19 protein-coding genes are annotated in these 16,602 nt (G+C 34.2%); 6 read left to right on the top strand and 13 right to left on the bottom strand.

Annotated features, from left to right (window positions below):
- Positions 1-75 precede the first annotated feature (75 nt).
- From TD18_RS17540 to TD18_RS02880, 12 genes are all read right to left on the bottom strand, one after another.
- Positions 76-174, bottom strand: a complete 99-nt coding sequence (locus TD18_RS17540; RefSeq protein WP_316931623.1) for a GIY-YIG nuclease family protein — start codon at positions 172-174, stop codon at positions 76-78.
- Between the two features lie 24 nt (positions 175-198).
- Positions 199-1,413 (bottom strand): 3-oxoadipyl-CoA thiolase, encoded by a 1,215-nt coding sequence (pcaF, locus tag TD18_RS02930; protein ID WP_040248264.1) that lies wholly within the window; start codon positions 1,411-1,413, stop codon positions 199-201.
- A gap of 244 nt (positions 1,414-1,657) precedes the next feature.
- Positions 1,658-2,068 carry a PaaI family thioesterase gene (locus TD18_RS02925; protein ID WP_040248261.1) on the bottom strand — a complete coding sequence of 137 codons (411 nt, stop codon included), beginning with the start codon at positions 2,066-2,068 and terminating at the stop codon, positions 1,658-1,660.
- Positions 2,069-2,081: 13 nt separating this feature from the next.
- Positions 2,082-2,468 (bottom strand): four helix bundle protein, encoded by a 387-nt coding sequence (locus TD18_RS02920; RefSeq protein WP_040248260.1) that lies wholly within the window; start codon positions 2,466-2,468, stop codon positions 2,082-2,084.
- A gap of 35 nt (positions 2,469-2,503) precedes the next feature.
- On the bottom strand, positions 2,504-3,679 hold the full coding sequence (locus TD18_RS02915; RefSeq protein WP_040248258.1) for a 3-hydroxyacyl-CoA dehydrogenase NAD-binding domain-containing protein: 1,176 nt from the start codon (positions 3,677-3,679) through the stop codon (positions 2,504-2,506).
- A 102-nt stretch (positions 3,680-3,781) separates the two neighbouring features.
- Positions 3,782-4,564 carry an enoyl-CoA hydratase-related protein gene (locus TD18_RS02910; RefSeq protein WP_040248256.1) on the bottom strand — a complete coding sequence of 261 codons (783 nt, stop codon included), beginning with the start codon at positions 4,562-4,564 and terminating at the stop codon, positions 3,782-3,784.
- 85 nt (positions 4,565-4,649) lie between these two features.
- Entirely contained in the window at positions 4,650-5,150 is a 501-nt protein-coding gene (gene paaD / locus TD18_RS02905) for a 1,2-phenylacetyl-CoA epoxidase subunit PaaD (protein ID WP_040248253.1), read from the bottom strand.
- A gap of 152 nt (positions 5,151-5,302) precedes the next feature.
- Positions 5,303-6,058 (bottom strand): 1,2-phenylacetyl-CoA epoxidase subunit PaaC, encoded by a 756-nt coding sequence (gene paaC, locus TD18_RS02900; RefSeq protein ID WP_040248251.1) that lies wholly within the window; start codon positions 6,056-6,058, stop codon positions 5,303-5,305.
- A gap of 186 nt (positions 6,059-6,244) precedes the next feature.
- On the bottom strand, positions 6,245-6,535 hold the full coding sequence (gene paaB, locus TD18_RS02895; protein ID WP_040248737.1) for a 1,2-phenylacetyl-CoA epoxidase subunit PaaB: 291 nt from the start codon (positions 6,533-6,535) through the stop codon (positions 6,245-6,247).
- Positions 6,536-6,637: 102 nt separating this feature from the next.
- On the bottom strand, positions 6,638-7,594 hold the full coding sequence (gene paaA, locus TD18_RS02890; protein WP_040248248.1) for a 1,2-phenylacetyl-CoA epoxidase subunit PaaA: 957 nt from the start codon (positions 7,592-7,594) through the stop codon (positions 6,638-6,640).
- A gap of 354 nt (positions 7,595-7,948) precedes the next feature.
- Entirely contained in the window at positions 7,949-9,022 is a 1,074-nt protein-coding gene (locus tag TD18_RS02885; protein ID WP_040248245.1) for an FAD-binding oxidoreductase, read from the bottom strand.
- Positions 9,023-9,090: 68 nt separating this feature from the next.
- Positions 9,091-9,660, bottom strand: a complete 570-nt coding sequence (locus TD18_RS02880) for a TetR/AcrR family transcriptional regulator (RefSeq protein WP_040248243.1) — start codon at positions 9,658-9,660, stop codon at positions 9,091-9,093.
- Between the two features lie 129 nt (positions 9,661-9,789).
- Here TD18_RS02880 and TD18_RS02875 point away from each other — a divergent pair, with 129 nt between their 5' ends.
- From TD18_RS02875 to TD18_RS02865, 3 genes are all read left to right on the top strand, one after another.
- Positions 9,790-11,340 carry a T9SS type A sorting domain-containing protein gene (locus TD18_RS02875; protein ID WP_040248241.1) on the top strand — a complete coding sequence of 517 codons (1,551 nt, stop codon included), beginning with the start codon at positions 9,790-9,792 and terminating at the stop codon, positions 11,338-11,340.
- Between the two features lie 100 nt (positions 11,341-11,440).
- A complete protein-coding gene (locus TD18_RS02870; RefSeq protein WP_052461023.1) occupies positions 11,441-12,778 on the top strand; it encodes an aryl-sulfate sulfotransferase in 1,338 nt (445 codons plus the stop codon).
- A 247-nt stretch (positions 12,779-13,025) separates the two neighbouring features.
- Positions 13,026-13,331, top strand: coding sequence for a rhodanese-like domain-containing protein (locus TD18_RS02865; protein ID WP_040248732.1), 306 nt, complete (start codon positions 13,026-13,028; stop codon positions 13,329-13,331).
- Here the strand turns inward: TD18_RS02865 and TD18_RS02860 are convergent.
- Entirely contained in the window at positions 13,326-13,940 is a 615-nt protein-coding gene (locus TD18_RS02860; RefSeq protein ID WP_040248238.1) for a DUF4230 domain-containing protein, read from the bottom strand. The two genes, TD18_RS02865 and TD18_RS02860, sit on opposite strands and share 6 nt — an antisense overlap.
- A gap of 144 nt (positions 13,941-14,084) precedes the next feature.
- On the opposite strand from TD18_RS02860, the gene TD18_RS02855 reads away from it, so the two are divergent.
- The 3 genes from TD18_RS02855 to TD18_RS02845 all read left to right on the top strand — a co-directional run bounded on the left by TD18_RS02855 (position 14,085) and on the right by TD18_RS02845 (position 16,590).
- Positions 14,085-14,816 carry a hypothetical protein gene (locus TD18_RS02855; protein WP_152611302.1) on the top strand — a complete coding sequence of 244 codons (732 nt, stop codon included), beginning with the start codon at positions 14,085-14,087 and terminating at the stop codon, positions 14,814-14,816.
- 188 nt (positions 14,817-15,004) lie between these two features.
- On the top strand, positions 15,005-15,739 hold the full coding sequence (locus TD18_RS02850; protein WP_040248233.1) for a hypothetical protein: 735 nt from the start codon (positions 15,005-15,007) through the stop codon (positions 15,737-15,739).
- A gap of 125 nt (positions 15,740-15,864) precedes the next feature.
- A complete protein-coding gene (locus TD18_RS02845; protein ID WP_040248231.1) occupies positions 15,865-16,590 on the top strand; it encodes a hypothetical protein in 726 nt (241 codons plus the stop codon).
- Positions 16,591-16,602: the final 12 nt, after the last annotated feature.

Genomic DNA, 16,602 nt, shown 5'->3' with positions numbered 1-16,602 from the left:
ATTTTCAAACTCTTCAAAATACACAAGCTTATCACAATTATAACGTGCTGTGAATGATTTTGGATAAATCTTTTTTTAATGTTCTCTTACTCTTTCAACAATATTATCTGTTACACCAATATAAATTACTCTGCTTGGTTTATTTGCCATTATATAGACGTACCAATGTATCATTCTTCTTTATAGTGAGATTCCTGCCTACGCAGGAACTCGTTCAATTATCGCAGCATATCCTTGTCCGACACCAATACACATGGTAACCAACGCATATCTTTTTTGTTGTTCCTTCAATTCTAAAGCTGCGGAATAGGCAATTCTTGCTCCAGTGACTCCTAATGGATGACCCATAGCAATCGATCCTCCATTTGGATTTAGTCTTGGATCGTCATCTGCCAATCCCCAAGCTCTTGTACAGGCTAAGGCTTGAGCAGCAAACGCTTCGTTAAGCTCTATAATATCCATATCATTCATGGTCAATCCTGCTTTTTTCAAAGCTTTATTTGATGCTTGAACTGGGCCAATTCCCATAATTCTTGGTTCAACACCAACCACAGCAGAACTAACTATTCTAGCCAATGGTTTTAGGTTATATTTTTTTACAGCCTCTTCGGAAGCTATAATGGTTGCTGCTGCTCCATCATTTAATCCAGATGAATTTCCAGCTGTAACACTTCCACCTTCCTTTTTAAATGCAGGACGTAATTTTCCTAAAACCTCCAATGATGTCGTTGGTTTTACAAATTCATCTTTCGAAAATCGGATAGGATCTTTTTTACGTTGTGGAATTTCTACGGTTACAATTTCCTTAGCTAATCGTCCGTTTTCTTGAGCTTTGGTTGCCTTCATCTGGCTCCAATATGCAAACTTATCTTGATCAATTCTTGAAATGGCATACTTAGTTACTAAATTTTCAGCCGTATTTCCCATACCATCGGTTCCATATAGTTCTTGCATTTTGGGATTTATAAAACGCCAGCCGAAAGTGGAGTCATACATTTTTGAATCGCCTCCAAATCCTGTCGATGATTTTGATATCACATAAGGACCACGTGTCATGTTTTCAACACCTCCAGAAATAAACAGGTCACCATCACCAGCTTTAATAGCACGATTTGCATGAATAATTGCAGACAAACCAGAACTACATAAACGGTTTACTGTTTCGCCAGGAACTGTAAAAGGCAATCCTGCTAATAAGGATGCCATTCGGGCGACATTACGATTATCTTCGCCAGCTTGATTGGCGCAACCCATAATGACATCGTCATACGCTTCCTTTGGGATGTTTGGATTTCTTTTTACGATTTCTTCAATTACTAAAGCTGCTAAATCGTCTGTGCGTACAGCAGATAATGTGCCTTTGTAATTTCCTATTGGAGTTCTTACTCCGTCTATGATGTATGCTTCTTTCATTTTAAATGCCTGCGAAACCAGATATCTTTTAATTATTAATATTCTTTTTGGCGTTCCCTAATGGTCGGGCTTTCCGTTATATCTTTTTTACTTGTTCACCTTACAAAATTGCTAAAAGCAATTTCACTCGAACGGATGTAAAAAAGGATGCCACATCAATCCCTAACGCTTCTACTTGCTATGTTTTTTTCTTAGTCAAAATTCATTTTCTTTCTACTAAGAGATTCCTGCCTTCGCAGGAATTTTATTCCCAATCTTTTTGAGTTCTGTAGACAACACCTTTAAAAAGTGCTACCAGTTCGTCTCCTCGTTTTACTTCTATAATATTAAAGCCTAGCTTATTGTTTACTTTCTCTATTACTGATTCTGCAACGAGATAATCACCTTCGTCTAAAGCTTCAATATGGTTGATGCTTGTCTCAATAGACACTGCGTATTTACCATGCGTGTTGGCTGCAAAACCAAAAGCAGTATCTGCTAATGAATAACTAATTCCGCCATGTGCTTTATTCATACTATTGAGCATATCTTTCCTAATGGTCATTGCCACTCTACAGCGTCCGATTTCACATTCTAATATTTCTATTCCTAGCCATTGACTATAGGCGTCTTGCGAAAGCATTTTGTAGGGAATTTGTTCTCCTGTTAAAGGCATTAGCTATTTGGTATTAGGGATTAGTTTTTGCATTTCTTTCTAAAATGGTCTTTCTCAATGAGGTCATCATTTTTGTTAACTCTGATATCTGTTCTCTGTTTTTTTCATCTTGTTCAAAATTAATATATGATCTTCTTTTAGCCTTTGTACTACAACTAACACATTCGTTTGAGCTATAAATAGCATGATTGATGTGTTTGATAAATTGCGCATCTGAACCAGGATAGCCTTCAGCAAGATTTAAAGCAATAGAATCTGCTGCTCTTCTAAATTGTGATGATAGAGCATATAATTCGTGATTAGGAAAATTTTTCACTAATTCGTCAACTTCTTCTCCAAAATCCATAGCTTTTTGATACACTAATAAATCTTCAAATTTAAAATGATAGCTACTCTTCATACTAATCCCTTTTACCTGATCCCTAATTCCTTTTGTTAAAAAAATGTTTTGTTTTCTTTTTTCATTTTACGTAACAACGGACTACAACGATAGCGATCTTCATGATATTCGCTATATAGTTCATCCATGGTATTCACACACCAATCGATTCCTTTTTCATCTGCCCAAGCTAATAATCCTTTTGGATAATTGACACCTTTAGTCATGGCATTATCAATATCTTTTGCTGAAGCAATATTCAGAAATAATGCATCTGCAGCTTCGTTGATGAGCATGACTAAAACACGGTTGAAAATTTGCTCTGATAATTTACTGTTATGAGATTCTGAAACAAGTTCAGAATGACGTGAAATTAGCTTTCCGTTTTCATCATAATCGTAATAACCTTTTCCTGATTTTCGTCCTAAGTACCCAGCTTCAGCAAAACGTTTTTGTGTGAATGCTGGTTTGTATCTCGGATCGAAATAAAAGGCTGTAAAAACCGTTTCTGTTACTGTATAATTCACATCATTTCCGATGAAATCCATCAATTCAAAAGGTCCCATTCTGAAACCTCCAACATCTTTCATGGCAGCATCTATAGTTGCGAAATCTGCGATTCCTTCTTCATAAATTCGTAATGATTCACCATAGAAAGGTCTTGCAACCCTATTAACGATAAATCCTGGAGTATCTTTAGCAACTGCAACCACTTTATTCCAGTCGGAAATGGTTTCAATTGATTTTTGAAGTACCTCTTTAGATGTTTGAATCGCAGGAATGATTTCAACTAATTTCATTAAAGGTGCTGGATTGAAAAAGTGAATACCGACACAACGTTCAGGTTTATTTAAAGATGCTGCGATAGAGGCTATTGATAAACTCGAAGTGTTTGATGCGATGATACAATCCTCAGCTACATAACTTTCTAATTCTGAAAAGACTTTTTGTTTAATCTCCAGATTTTCGATTATGGCTTCAATGGTAAGGTTAGCATCTGATAAATCTTTTAAAGTATTAACATAACTAATATTAGATTGAATTCTATCTTTTTCAGAAGCATCTATGCGTCCTTTTTCTATTAGACGCGACAAGATTTTTTCCAATGATGTCTTTGCCTTATCTAAAGCTGCTTGATTGGTATCGTATAATTTTACTTGACAACCAGCAGTAGCTGCCACTTGTGCGATGCCACTTCCCATTGTTCCTGAACCAATTATTCCTATGTTCATAATTCTGTTTATCTTTCAATGTGACCTCTCGTATTGCTTTCCAATGTGCTTTCAATAAAATTACATTTTATTTCAACCAATGCTCGAGGTGACAACTTTAAATTATTTTCCTTTAAAATTTGGTTTACGTTTTTCGATAAACGCGGCTACACCTTCTGCATAATCTTCACTTTGTGCTGCTTCAATTTGCAATTTTGATTCTAAAGCTAATTGCGCATCTAAATCATTGGTCATCGATTGATTAAATAATTCTTTAATAAACCCTAGAGCTTTGGTAGGCATGTTGGCTAATTTCAAGGCTAACTTATTTACCTCATCTTCAAAATTTTCTAAGGGAATGACTTTGTAAATCATACCAAGTTTTTCGGCTTCTTCAGCTCCAATTTTGTCTCCTAACATGGCTAATGCTAATGCTTTTTGGAAACCGATAAGTCTTGGTAAAAAGAAGGTTCCTGCACTATCAGGAACTAAACCGATTAAACTAAACGCTTGAATGAAACTCACTTTTTCATGTGCTACAACAATATCACAAGCCAGCGCAATATTTGCTCCAGCACCTGCTGCCACACCATTTACTGCTGCAATAATTGGTTTTTTAATTGCACGAATTCTTGTGATTATGGGATTGTAATGTTCTTCAAGTATTTTTTTGAATCCAGGATTTAAATCTGGATCAGTGACTTCTTTTAAATCCTGTCCAGCACAAAATGCTTTTCCGTTTCCAGTAAGAACGATTGCTCTTACTTCTGAATTTGTTTCACAATCATCTAGAATTGATTGAAGGCATAAAGCCATGTCACGATTAAAGCTATTAAAGACTTCTGGTCTATTGAGCGTGATGTACGCTACTTTATTTTCAATTTTAAGCTGAATGCTTTCGTTCATATTTCTTTATATTGAGACCTTTCGACTGCGCTCAAGGTGACATTTTATTTCTATTTATAGGATTTCTGCTTTCGCAGAAATTTGATTACTTCAAGCACTTGAAGTAATCAAAAGGTTCCTGACAATCATCGCACTGAAATTGTGCTTTACATGCTGTTGAACCAAACTGACTGACTAATCGTGTGTTTGTTGATCGACATTGTGGACATTTCACGATTCGTTTTCCATTAAGCAGAACCTCTTTATCTGCTTCGGCATTTAAAGGTGCTGCTATACCATAATCTTCTAAAGCTTTTCGACCTCTTGGTGTGATCCAATCGGTTGTCCAAGCTGGATGCAAAATCAAATCAATCTCAGATTCGTAACCTGCCTCTTGTAATGCTTTTTTGATGTCGTCACCAATCACATCCATTGCTGGACAACCACTATAGGTTGGTGTGATTTCGACTTTAACTATATTATTTTTGATAACAGCAGAACGCACAACTCCCATATCCATGATGGATAATACTGGGATTTCTGGATCAGAAACCTGTTCCAGAATTGGAATTAAAATTTCGTCTATGTTTTGTTCTGTTGTTGTCATAATTTAAAATGAGATTCTTCGCTTTGCTCTGAATGACATCTAATTCTGTTTATGATGAGATCCTGAATAACACTTCAACTGCGCTCAGTGTGAAAATTTTAGGATGACATTTCTTTTATCGTTTTATGAGATTCCTGCTTTCGCAGGAATTTTTACCACTCCATATTAGGATATGTGCGTTGCATGTATTGCAAATCGCTTAATAAATACCCTAAATGCTCTGTATGAATACCTTCTTTACCTCCTTTTTGAAACCATTTTGATTCAGGAACTTCGAGATTGGCCTCTTGTAATAGTTCACTTACTTGTTTGTAATACTTTTCTTTTAATTTGGTTACATCAACACCAACGCCTTCAGTTACCATAGCTATATCAGCTGGAGTTTGATGAAATAGTTCGTCTGTATAGGTCCACAAATCATTAATAGCTTCCTGCATTTTTTGATTACTCTCCTCAGTGCCATCACCTAAACGTTTTACCCAATCTGAAGAAAATCGCTCGTGATAACTCACTTCTTTGACACACTTGTTTGCTATTGCTGACAATGTTAAATCTGAACTTTTCTGCAACTCCGTTAAAAAGGCCAAATGATAGACATCAAATAAAAATTGACGACCAATAGAATAGGCAAAGTTTGTATTGGGCTGTTCTACCAGTAATACATTTTTATATTCGCGTTCTTTGCGAAGCATCGCGATATCATCTTCTGTTCTCTTATCTCCTGCAATTTTAGCAGCATATTGAAAATAACTTCGTACTTGTCCGAATAAATCTAATGAAATATTGGTACAAGCGATATCAGTTTCTAAACTTGGGCCATGGCCACAAAGTTCTCCCATACGCTGACCAAGGATAAGACTGTTATCTGCTATGCCTAGTATGTAATTGTATAAGTTTTCGTTTTTCATATTTAATCTTTAAATAATAAGATTCTTCGCTTTGCTCTGAATGACATTTATTTTTCTTCCATTAAAACCTCTCGATTCGCTTTGCGAGCTACCTTCATTCAAAATATATTTTTAACTCGGTAATGCTCGAGGTGACATTTGTTACTATTTATGAGATTCTGAAACACGTTCAGAATAACGTTAGCATTACATGTGTTTCACTTCATCTGGTAAATCGTAAAATGTTGGATGACGATACACTTTATCTTGAGCTGGCTCAAATAGTTCACCATTATGCTCAGGATTAGACGCTGTAATATGTTTAGATTCTACAACCCAAATACTTACGCCTTCATTGCGTCGTGTATAGACATCTCTAGCATTTTCAAGAGCCATTTCAGCATCTGCTGCATGAAGGCTACCAAAGTGCCTGTGTTCTAATCCGTTTTTACTTCTTACGAAGATTTCCCAAAGAGGCCAGTTTTTTTTATTTGACATGATATATTTATTTGTTTGTTTGAAGACCTTTCTAATTGCTACACAATGTGCTTTCAATAAAACTATATTTTTATTCAACCAATGCTCAAGGTGACAAACAATTTAAACAGCTTGTTTTTGTTTTCTTTCTTGTTTCTTTTCGGCATAAGCCATTGCCGCATCACGAACCCATTCTCCTTCTTCCCATGCATTCACTCGGGCTTTCATTCGTTCCTTATTGCATGGACCATGGCCTTTAACAACTTGCCAGAACTCATCCCAATTAATCGCTCCAAAATCATAGCTTTGACGTTCTTCATTCCATTTTAAATCTGGATCAGGAATTGTTAAGCCGATTAAATCTGCCTGAGGCACTGTTTGATCTATAAACTGCTGACGTAATTCATCGTTAGTTTTACGTTTAAGTTTCCATTTCATGGATTGTTCTGTATGAACAGACTTATCGTCGGTTGGCCCTAACATCATTAAACTTGGCCACCACCAACGGTTCAATGCATCTTGAGCCATGTCTTTTTGTTCAGGAGTGCCATTAGCCAGCTTCATCATAATTTCATAACCTTGACGTTGGTGAAAACTCTCTTCTTTACATACACGAATCATAGCTCTAGCATAAGGTCCATATGACGTATTACACAAAGGCACCTGATTAATAATGGCTGCACCATCAACCAACCAACCAATGGCTCCCATATCTGCCCAAGTTAATGTTGGATAATTAAATATGCTTGAATATTTTGCTTTTCCAGAGTGGAGTTGATCATACAATTCTTCTCTAGTAACACCTAAAGTTTCGGTCGCAGAATAGAGGTATAAACCATGTCCTGCTTCATCTTGTATTTTTGCCAATAATGCCACTTTACGTCTTAAGGAAGGCGCTCTTGTAATCCAGTTGCCTTCGGGAAGCATTCCTACGACTTCAGAATGTGCATGTTGCGACATTTGTCTGATATGCGTGTGACGGTATTTTTCAGGCATCCAGTCTTTGGGTTCGATTTTTTCATCTCGTGCGATGCGTTCATCGAATTGTTTTTCTAAACTTCTAATTTGTTCTTCGCTCATCTTGATCACTATTCGCTATTAGCTTTTGGCCTTTAGCACGTTAAACTTTTCTTTCTTTTTCAATATTTGTTTGATTCCACATTTATTATAGAACTCTTTTTTGTAACTCGTGTGATTCTGAATCAAGTTCAGAATGACCTTTCACTTTGTTATTGAGATTCCTCGACTGCGCTCGGAATGACACTTTATGATTGACTTTCGCTTTGCGTTAAGGATGGAGCATTTGTTGGAGCTCATCTCTGATAGCGACTTGCGAGAGCCTGACTCTACGTAGCTTACGCGAAGTAGAGTAACGCCAAAATCATTATTCCAATTATTGAGATTCCTCCACTTTGGTCGGAATATCATTATCTTTTAAACATCAAAATCGACAACCACTTTATCAGAAGTTGGCACTGCCTGACAGCTCAACACCAAATTCTGTGAAACTTCTTTTTCGTCTAAAGCATAATTTATTTTCATTTCAACGGCACCTTCTTTCACTTCACATTTGCAGGTACTACAAACACCACCTTTACAGGCGAAAGGCAAATCGGCTCCTGCACCTAAAGCTGCATCTAAAATATTATCGTATTCTTTAGTCATGGTAAATATGAATTCTTTTCCACCATCTACGATAGTCACTTCAACACCTTCTACATTTTGCTGAGACAGGCGCTCGACACGTTTGATATCCTCTTCTGAAAGTCCGCTAACGAACAACTCAAAATGCACAAGTTCTTTGGGTAACCCTGCATTTATTAAGTAAGCACTCACATAGTTGACCATTTGTTCTGGTCCGCAAAGAAACACTTCACTCGTATCTGGAATATCAATAAACGTTTTGGTGAGCACTCGCATTTTATCATCATCAAAACGACCGTTAAACAAGTCGATATCACGACGCTCTTTAGTTAAGAAATAGTAAATTTCTAATCTTCCGAAATACGCATTTCGTAATTGCTCTAACTCTTCTTTAAAGATAATGGATTTTGCTGTTTTATTCACATAAAACAATTTACAAGTAGCGTTGGGCTCAGCTTTTAAATGAGTTTTGATCATGGATAAGATTGGCGTAATACCACTTCCTGCAGCAAAAAAGAGATAATTCTTAGATGAATTCGCATTGACCTCAACACCAAATGTGCCACTAGGAGCCATGACTTCAAGCTGATCTCCTGTTTTTAAAGTTTCATTAATGTAGGTTGAAAACTTGCCACCAGGAATAAGTTTCACAGCAACTTTCCATTGGTTGTCTGTGGGACTAGAGCACAGTGAGTATGATCGACGTACATCTTCACCGTTGATATCAGCTTTAAGTGTTAAATGCTGCCCTTGTCTGAATCTAAACTCCTCTTGTAATTCAGATGGGATTTCAAAAGTCACCACTGAGGTATCTTCTGTATCTTTATAAATATCTGCAACCTTAACGTTGTGAAATTCTGCCATATGTCATCCTTAAATACCAAACTAACACTTGTTAGTTTAGTTTACAAATTTACAAAATATTTTGCTAACTATTTGTTAATTCCTTCAATGAGCACTTCACTTAAATTATGTGCTAAATCGTTTGCGTTAAGATCTTCTTTTTTGGGTATCCACAAATACAATGAGCGCAAAGTGGTTAGCATGGAAAACATGACGATTTCGGGATTACTATTTTTAATTTCTGAAGAAGAAATGCCGTCTTTTATAATATTAAGGAAATTGGTTTCATAATCATTTCGAAGTCTAAGGTAATAGTTTAATTGATCTTCAAGATGCATCCAGTCATTGTTTAAAGATGCCATTGCATAGGTATTATTTGATGTAATATTGACATGCAGTTTAACAATACTTTTTAATTTTGAAATACTAGACACTTCAGAATTAGTGATATTAGACATTCCACTGGTAAACTCTTCGGCAATAGAAATAATAATAGCTTTGAGAATGTCTTGTTTGGAATTGATATGATTATATAAGCTAGCGGCTTTAATCCCCATAGCCGTAGCCAAATCACGCATCGTTACTGCGCTATAGCCTTTTTCTTTAAAAAGCTTAGCAGCTGTATTTATAATTTCTTGTTTTCTAGTTTCTTTTTTCATAGACCTTTGGAAGATAAAAAATAAGTTGAAACTATTATTACTTATCATTTGAAATAATTATTTAATTAATAAAACCTTACCTATATTATTATTCTATATTTGACATCTAAACAACATCTAATTAATATTATGAAAAAAATTACTTTATTACTTTTTTGCTTTTTAACCTTTCCTTACCTAGGAATTGCTCAAGACACATGTGCGTCTGCTACAGCAATAACAGCTGGCGCTTATACAGTAACTGGTGTAAACGGAACTGAAGGCACAACAACTATTTGTTCTGGTGGCACAACAAACGCTGCTGCTGCTGAATGGTATACATACACACCAACAGCTTCCGGGTCAGCAACTGTAACTTCTAACATTTTACCAGCAAATTTAAACGGCGATACGAGACTTCAAATTTACGAAGGAACTTGTGGTGCACTCGTTTGTGTAACTGGAAGTGACGATGTTGATTACCCAGGAGGAAATTATTTATCTGAAGCTATATTTAACACCACTGCAAATACAACGTATTATATTGTTTGGGATAATAGATGGAGTTCTTTTGGTTTTGACTTTACACTATCTGAAGCTCCTGCAGTTTGTATAGAGCCTACAGGATTTGTTGCTGACGCAGTCACTTCTACTACTTTTGATTTAGGCTGGACAGATACGAATACAGGTACTCCATCTTGGGAAATTGAATGGGGAACAGATGGATTCACACAAGGATTTGGTAATTTAGAATCTAATATTACAACAGCTAATTTTGCTTTTTCAGGATTGAGTCCTAACACAGAATACGACTTTTTTATTCGCACAAATTGTGGTGGTTCTAATGGAGACAGTAATTGGGTTGGACCAATTGGATTTAGAACACTAAGAGATTGCTCTGCTTCTGCTACATATCCATATTCCGAAAGTTTTGTAGACGGAACAATCTTAGACTGTTGGGGAACTGAAGATGCAGATACAGCAAGTCCAGTGTGGTCATATAACACCGACACTAACGATTTAGATGGCGATGGTGCTAATGATAGTTTTATGGTTGTTTTTCCACAAGCTTCAACTGAAGTTACCAAAAATGATTGGTTGTTTTCTAAAAAAATGGATATGACAACAGCAAACGAATATGACATAGATGTACTATACAATGCATTCGATTTAAATAGTATTTCTGACGAGAGTTATGAGCTATACATTACAGATAGCCAATCTTCCACAGCAACATATCAATCTTTATTAGCGACATATACAGGTATTACACAATCTGGTATTTTTGGTGAAACAACTGGAAATGATCTAATTAGCCAAGCATATACAGCTTCAGAATCTTTCACACCACCTTCCGATGGCACGTATTATGTTGCAATTCGTGCAACAACCGCAAACTCTGCTAATCTATTAATGGTTTTTAATTTAAGTGTTACAGAAAGCCCAACGTTAGGTGCAGAAGCGTATAGCACTACTAATTTTAAACATTTTTTAAACTACGACACCAATGTATTGACTATGCAAGCAAGCACTAATATGTCCAATTTTTTAATATTTAATAGTTTAGGTCAGGAAGTATTAAATTCAAAATTATCTACAAATGTTCATGATGTTGATCTTAATAATTTTGACTCAGGAATGTATTTTGTAAAGGTTAATATAGAACATAGTATAAAGACTTTTAAAATCGTTATTAAATAACAAAATCTGAACTAGTACATAAAGTAGAATTCTATTTTTGCATGAATATGTGTTGTAAAAATAGAATTTTGCTTTTTTAATAAAAATGAATATCCTTATTATGAAATCAAGAATATTAAAATTTTTAATATTTATACTACTTCTCTTTAATTGTAAAAACGATGATGATTTTAATGTTTCAGGATATGAACCAATAGTCTTGCATGAAAATGTTATTACTTATGATGATGGTATTTATGAAGGATATACATTATTGTCTCCTTTAGGATCTACAAACACGTTTCTTATTAACAATGAGGGGTTTGTAGTTAATCAATGGGAATCTGACACTGCCGCATTAATTTCTTATTTAACTAATGATGGAAACTTAGTAAGAGCTTTAAGACAACCTAATACTACGTTTGGATCTGGAGCCACTGGAGCAATAGAAATTTTAAATTTTGATGGAGATCAATTATGGTTTTGGGAGTATAATACCACTGATTATGTACTACATCACGATTTAAACATTTTACCAAACGGAAATATATTAGCTATTGTTTGGGAAAACAAATCTGTAAATGAAGCAATTGCTAAAGGAAGAAATCCAAGTCTACTTTTTGAAAACAAAGTCTGGCCTTGTAAGATTATTGAGATTGAACCATTAGCAAACAACCAAGCAAATATCGTTTGGGAATGGTCTGTTTGGGATCATTTAATTCAAGATCATGATGAAACAAAAGAAAATTTTGGAATAGTTTCTAATCATCCAGAATTAATTAATATCAATTTTACTGGTGGTGATGCCAACTTTAACCACTTAAACTCCATCGATTATATTGAAGAATTTGATCAAATTGTAGTCAGTTCAAGAGTTTTTAGTGAGTTTTGGATTATTGACCATAGCACAACTACGGCGGAAGCTGCTTCTCATATGGGCGGAAACAGTAATAAAGGAGGCGATTTATTATACCGTTGGGGAAACCCAAAAGCATATAATATGGGAACCATTGAAAATCAACGATTATTTGAACAACATGATGTTAGATGGATAGGTAATACGGTAAACAATGGCGGAAATTTTATGATTTTTAATAACAATAAATATCCAGATAAATCCTCGGTTGACGAAGTTTTAATTCCACAAGCATCAAATGGAACATACCAATTATTACCAAACACCATGAATGTTCCTGAAACTTATGCTTGGTCTTATGAAAACGATATGATCTATTCCTCACGTCTTGCCGGAGCGCAACGACTGCCTAATGGTAATACTTTAATTACTGAAGGAGTTGCAGGAACGCTATATGAGATAACCCAAACTAATGCTATCGTTTGGCAAATTCAAAACCCAATAGAAACTAATACTTCTATTTTTAAAGTTAAAAAATACGAAAAAAACCATCCAGCTTTTGATGGAAAAAACTTAGTTGTATTACCAATTGATATAGACTAGTTTAAGTTTCCTTACCAGATATTGAAAGCTATAACCTCGTTGAGACGATAAGTAATCTGCGATCTAAATTAAAATTTAAAACCAGTTTGAACTCCCATCGCTATAGCTAAATCTAGCATATCGTAATAGCACTAGAGCCCTTTAATTTAAAAAGATCGGCTGCTGTGATTATGATTATATCTTTATGCGTTTCCTGTTTCAAAAACTTTGTAATCAAATTCTTCGTAAATTTAAACAAAAAGAAACTATGGGACTTTTTAGTTTTATTTTTGGTGCTAAAAAGCGCCAGGTTGAAGATTACCTGAAAAACGGAGCCGTTATTTTAGACGTTAGAACTCATCGGGAATGGAATCTTGGACACATTGAAAATTCAGTTCATATTCCTCTGGATGTATTACAACATCGGGTGAATGACGTAAAGGCTTTAAACAAACCCGTAATTGTGTGTTGTGAGAGCGGAGTTCGTTCAGCTAAAGCAGCAAAATTTTTAAACTTACAAAACATTGAAGCAACAAATGGCGGAGGTTGGGTGCGATTACAGGATAAGCTATAATTTTATAGATTGAACATCTTCATAGCTAGCAATCGGGATTTCCTTATATTCTAGAGTCCATCCCAAAGAATTGGTTAGAATGTAAAACTTTGCCAGCTCACTAATCAATCTGTTTTTAGCATTTGATTTTAACTCGGAAGCTTCCACTTTCTTCATCAAGGACGCATTAACAGTTGTTTTAATGGCATTATAATCTTTAGCTTCAAATTGATTCAAGAAATCAGCTTGTATGTCATAATATTCAAAATCCGGCGAAATTTTGATTTCCTCTTTTGGAATACTTATAATCTGAAGTGTTTTGGTAGTTTCATAAATCTTGTATTCTATTTTACTTAAGTCATAGCCAATAGTAACATCTGCATTTACGACTACCAGTGCCTTTTTTTCAGCTTCATATAAATCTCCAAAAATACCTTTTGAATTTTGATAACTAAAGACTTCACTAAAATGACCTTCGGTAACGATTAGTTTTCCGACGTTTTTAACTTGCTTCTGAATTAATGCAGAATTCTCCTGAAGCGTAATTTTAGCTTCCTTTTTATCTCCACAATATTTAAATGTGAAGAGGATCATTAAAGTGACTACGACACCAAAAAGTATTTTTCGCATAGGCTAATTTAAATATTAATCAACTAGGACCTCTTATCACTGATAAAAAACATTCAAACCCTTCAAATATTTATCAGTTAATTGTGACTAACTCAAAGAATAGGTGTCTTACTATTTACTAGCAAAATAATATAAATTATCGTAATGAATAAAAGATTATCAATTTCAATTCTATTTTTAATAATTTGCTCTTTAATGGCTTATGGTCAGCAAATTACATTTCACAAAAATGTAAATTATAAAGCCAACTTGTTAGTACAAAACTTGAATAAAGATAGAGATAGTCTTTTTCTGGAAAGTAAAACAGGAGAAATTTCACAAGTAGTTATATTTAATGATAAGTTTTCAAAAAAATATGACATTGACAGTACTAAAGCTGAAATTGGTTTAAAAAAGTTACCCTTAGGGAATTTTATTATTCAAGCCAAGGTTGACACAAAATGGATTATTATGGCTTTAGAGAAAACGTACAATACCAAAACAGCTGTTAGTGATCTTAAAACGAGTTTTACTAGCAAACAACACACTATAAAGAATACTGGATTTAATCATAAAACAAACAATAATAATCTAAGCTATTACTGGGTTGTATATCAAATCAATTCTAGTTTTGGATCCACGAAGTCTATGAGATTAGTTTATAAAGATGAAATTCCAGATTTAATTAAAAAGAATAAATTAGAACTAAAATCAAATACAGGGAAAAACAATAAACTTTTAATTTATGAGATTTATGAGATTTATGACAAATCACAATTCATGAACAAACAGTTTAGAAATCCCGGGTTTTATAAATCCGTAGAACAAACTTCTATTTTCAATACAGAACCTTTTTACATTTCCAAAAGTGAACAAAGAAATATTACAAAAACCTAAATTTAGGATTGTTCGTTATATTTAATTTTTAAAAGTGTATAAAAATCATTTAAATAATAACTAACATTTTGAGGGTTTAATTGCAGTGAAAACTCTTTTTAAAGCACCTAGTTATTTGTTATAAATTGATATATATTGGCATATTTCAGTAATATTTGATATATTAGATTCTTTAACGCCCCAAAATCATGTCTAAAACCACCTACATTTTAGCATTAGTCATGCTATACTCCATACTCAACTATGGACAGCAAATAACTTTTCACAAAAACTTAAATTACAAAGCTAATACGTTAGATCAACGCCTAAACAAAGAAGGCGATAGTCTTTTATTAGAAAGCAAAACGGATCAAATCCTCAAAATCGACATATTTAATGAAGATTATTCAGAAAGCATTGCTGTTGGAAGCTACAAAACCAAGCTTGATCTTACAATGTTACCTCTGGGAAATTTTGTTATTCAAGCCAAATTAGACCAAAAATGGATTGTCATGTATTTAGAGAAAAAGGACGATTTAAACATTGATCCTGAACATCTTAAGACAACACAAAAGGATCTTGAACTGTCATCTTCACACCAAAAGTTAAACACTAAAGGCACTAAACGTTTAACGCCTATTCACAAACCTTTGAAAACCCTTGAAGAGGATGACACGTTTTTTTACTGGGTTGTCACTGAAAGCAATTCAAGTTTCGGATCACGTAAAACGATGAGATTGGAATATAAAGACGATATTCAGAAATTAATTTCTAAAGCGAAGTTAGAATTAAAAACAGCAATCGGCAAAAACAACAAACTCCTCGTTTATGAGATATATAACAGATCAAAATTTATGACGAGACAACTTAGAAATCCTGAGTATTATAAATCTGAAACCTCAACGATTTTTAACGTCGTACCTGTTTATGCCTTTATGAATTAAAAGGTCAATGATTTAAGTTTCTAACCCTATAAAATTATTTGAATTCCCTAGAGGCGCAGCCAAATGAGTCAAAATTTTCGCACATAACGTACATTCCTGTCACATTATAAAGTTACATTTACTTTATGAAGAATTTATACCTATTAGCATTTGCAATATTCACTGTATTCAGTTACGGTCAAAATTTTCAGAATATAAAGTTTCAACCCAATGTAAATCATAAAGCCCGTAATTTAAAACAAGGGCTCAACAGCAGTGGAGATAGCCTTATTCTAGAAAGTTCTAAACATAACATAAGCCAAGTAGATATTTTTAATGAGGATTTTCTGGAAAGTGTAGATGTTAATAGCGATAAAACAAAAATTGACCTCAACATGCTTCCTGCTGGTAATTTCATCGTACAAGCCAGAGTAGGTAAAAAACGAATTATCATGTATGTTCAGAAGCGAGAAAGTGCTATTGTAGCTTATTCTCAGAGAAATAAAGAAACCCAAAATACTGGTTTAGAATCGCCAGAACCTTTACCAAATAAAAACAAGAAAAAAAGCAGAAAGGTTATTTATTACTGGGCTGTACAAAAAACCAACTCTAATTTCGGATCTACTAAATCTATGAAATTAGTTTATAAAGATGAAATTCCTGAATTGATTGAGAAAAATAGGTTAGAATTACAATCTGATATAGGAAAAGATAATACGCTTGTTATTTATGCTATTTATGATAAAAATAAATTTATGAATAAACAATTTAGAAATCCGAAATATTATAGCACAGTTAAGAGGTCAAAATACTTTAATATAGTCCCTTATTACAGTTCATTTAATGAAGTCGAAATATTGCCTAATTCTTAAATCTGAAAAAAA

Origin of the sequence: Psychroserpens mesophilus, from assembly GCF_000826645.1 — a bacterium.
In the GTDB taxonomy this organism is placed as follows: Bacteria; Bacteroidota; Bacteroidia; order Flavobacteriales; family Flavobacteriaceae; genus Psychroserpens; species Psychroserpens mesophilus.
Note: the sequence above shows the minus strand (reverse complement) of the source record. Positions and strands in the feature narration are given on the sequence as shown.

Bases quoted from the DNA above. Each gene is read 5' to 3' on its own strand.
- TD18_RS17540 (WP_316931623.1), bottom strand. From the start codon at position 174: ATGATACATTGGTACGTCTATATAATGGCAAATAAACCAAGCAGAGTA.
- pcaF (WP_040248264.1), bottom strand. From the start codon at position 1,413: ATGAAAGAAGCATACATCATAGACGGAGTAAGAACTCCAATAGGAAAT.
- TD18_RS02925 (WP_040248261.1), bottom strand. From the start codon at position 2,068: ATGCCTTTAACAGGAGAACAAATTCCCTACAAAATGCTTTCGCAAGAC.
- TD18_RS02920 (WP_040248260.1), bottom strand. From the start codon at position 2,468: ATGAAGAGTAGCTATCATTTTAAATTTGAAGATTTATTAGTGTATCAA.
- TD18_RS02915 (WP_040248258.1), bottom strand. From the start codon at position 3,679: ATGAACATAGGAATAATTGGTTCAGGAACAATGGGAAGTGGCATCGCA.
- TD18_RS02910 (WP_040248256.1), bottom strand. From the start codon at position 4,564: ATGAACGAAAGCATTCAGCTTAAAATTGAAAATAAAGTAGCGTACATC.
- paaD (WP_040248253.1), bottom strand. From the start codon at position 5,150: ATGACAACAACAGAACAAAACATAGACGAAATTTTAATTCCAATTCTG.
- paaC (WP_040248251.1), bottom strand. From the start codon at position 6,058: ATGAAAAACGAAAACTTATACAATTACATACTAGGCATAGCAGATAAC.
- paaB (WP_040248737.1), bottom strand. From the start codon at position 6,535: ATGTCAAATAAAAAAAACTGGCCTCTTTGGGAAATCTTCGTAAGAAGT.
- paaA (WP_040248248.1), bottom strand. From the start codon at position 7,594: ATGAGCGAAGAACAAATTAGAAGTTTAGAAAAACAATTCGATGAACGC.
- TD18_RS02885 (WP_040248245.1), bottom strand. From the start codon at position 9,022: ATGGCAGAATTTCACAACGTTAAGGTTGCAGATATTTATAAAGATACA.
- TD18_RS02880 (WP_040248243.1), bottom strand. From the start codon at position 9,660: ATGAAAAAAGAAACTAGAAAACAAGAAATTATAAATACAGCTGCTAAG.
- TD18_RS02875 (WP_040248241.1), top strand. From the start codon at position 9,790: ATGAAAAAAATTACTTTATTACTTTTTTGCTTTTTAACCTTTCCTTAC.
- TD18_RS02870 (WP_052461023.1), top strand. From the start codon at position 11,441: ATGAAATCAAGAATATTAAAATTTTTAATATTTATACTACTTCTCTTT.
- TD18_RS02865 (WP_040248732.1), top strand. From the start codon at position 13,026: ATGGGACTTTTTAGTTTTATTTTTGGTGCTAAAAAGCGCCAGGTTGAA.
- TD18_RS02860 (WP_040248238.1), bottom strand. From the start codon at position 13,940: ATGCGAAAAATACTTTTTGGTGTCGTAGTCACTTTAATGATCCTCTTC.
- TD18_RS02855 (WP_152611302.1), top strand. From the start codon at position 14,085: ATGAATAAAAGATTATCAATTTCAATTCTATTTTTAATAATTTGCTCT.
- TD18_RS02850 (WP_040248233.1), top strand. From the start codon at position 15,005: ATGTCTAAAACCACCTACATTTTAGCATTAGTCATGCTATACTCCATA.
- TD18_RS02845 (WP_040248231.1), top strand. From the start codon at position 15,865: ATGAAGAATTTATACCTATTAGCATTTGCAATATTCACTGTATTCAGT.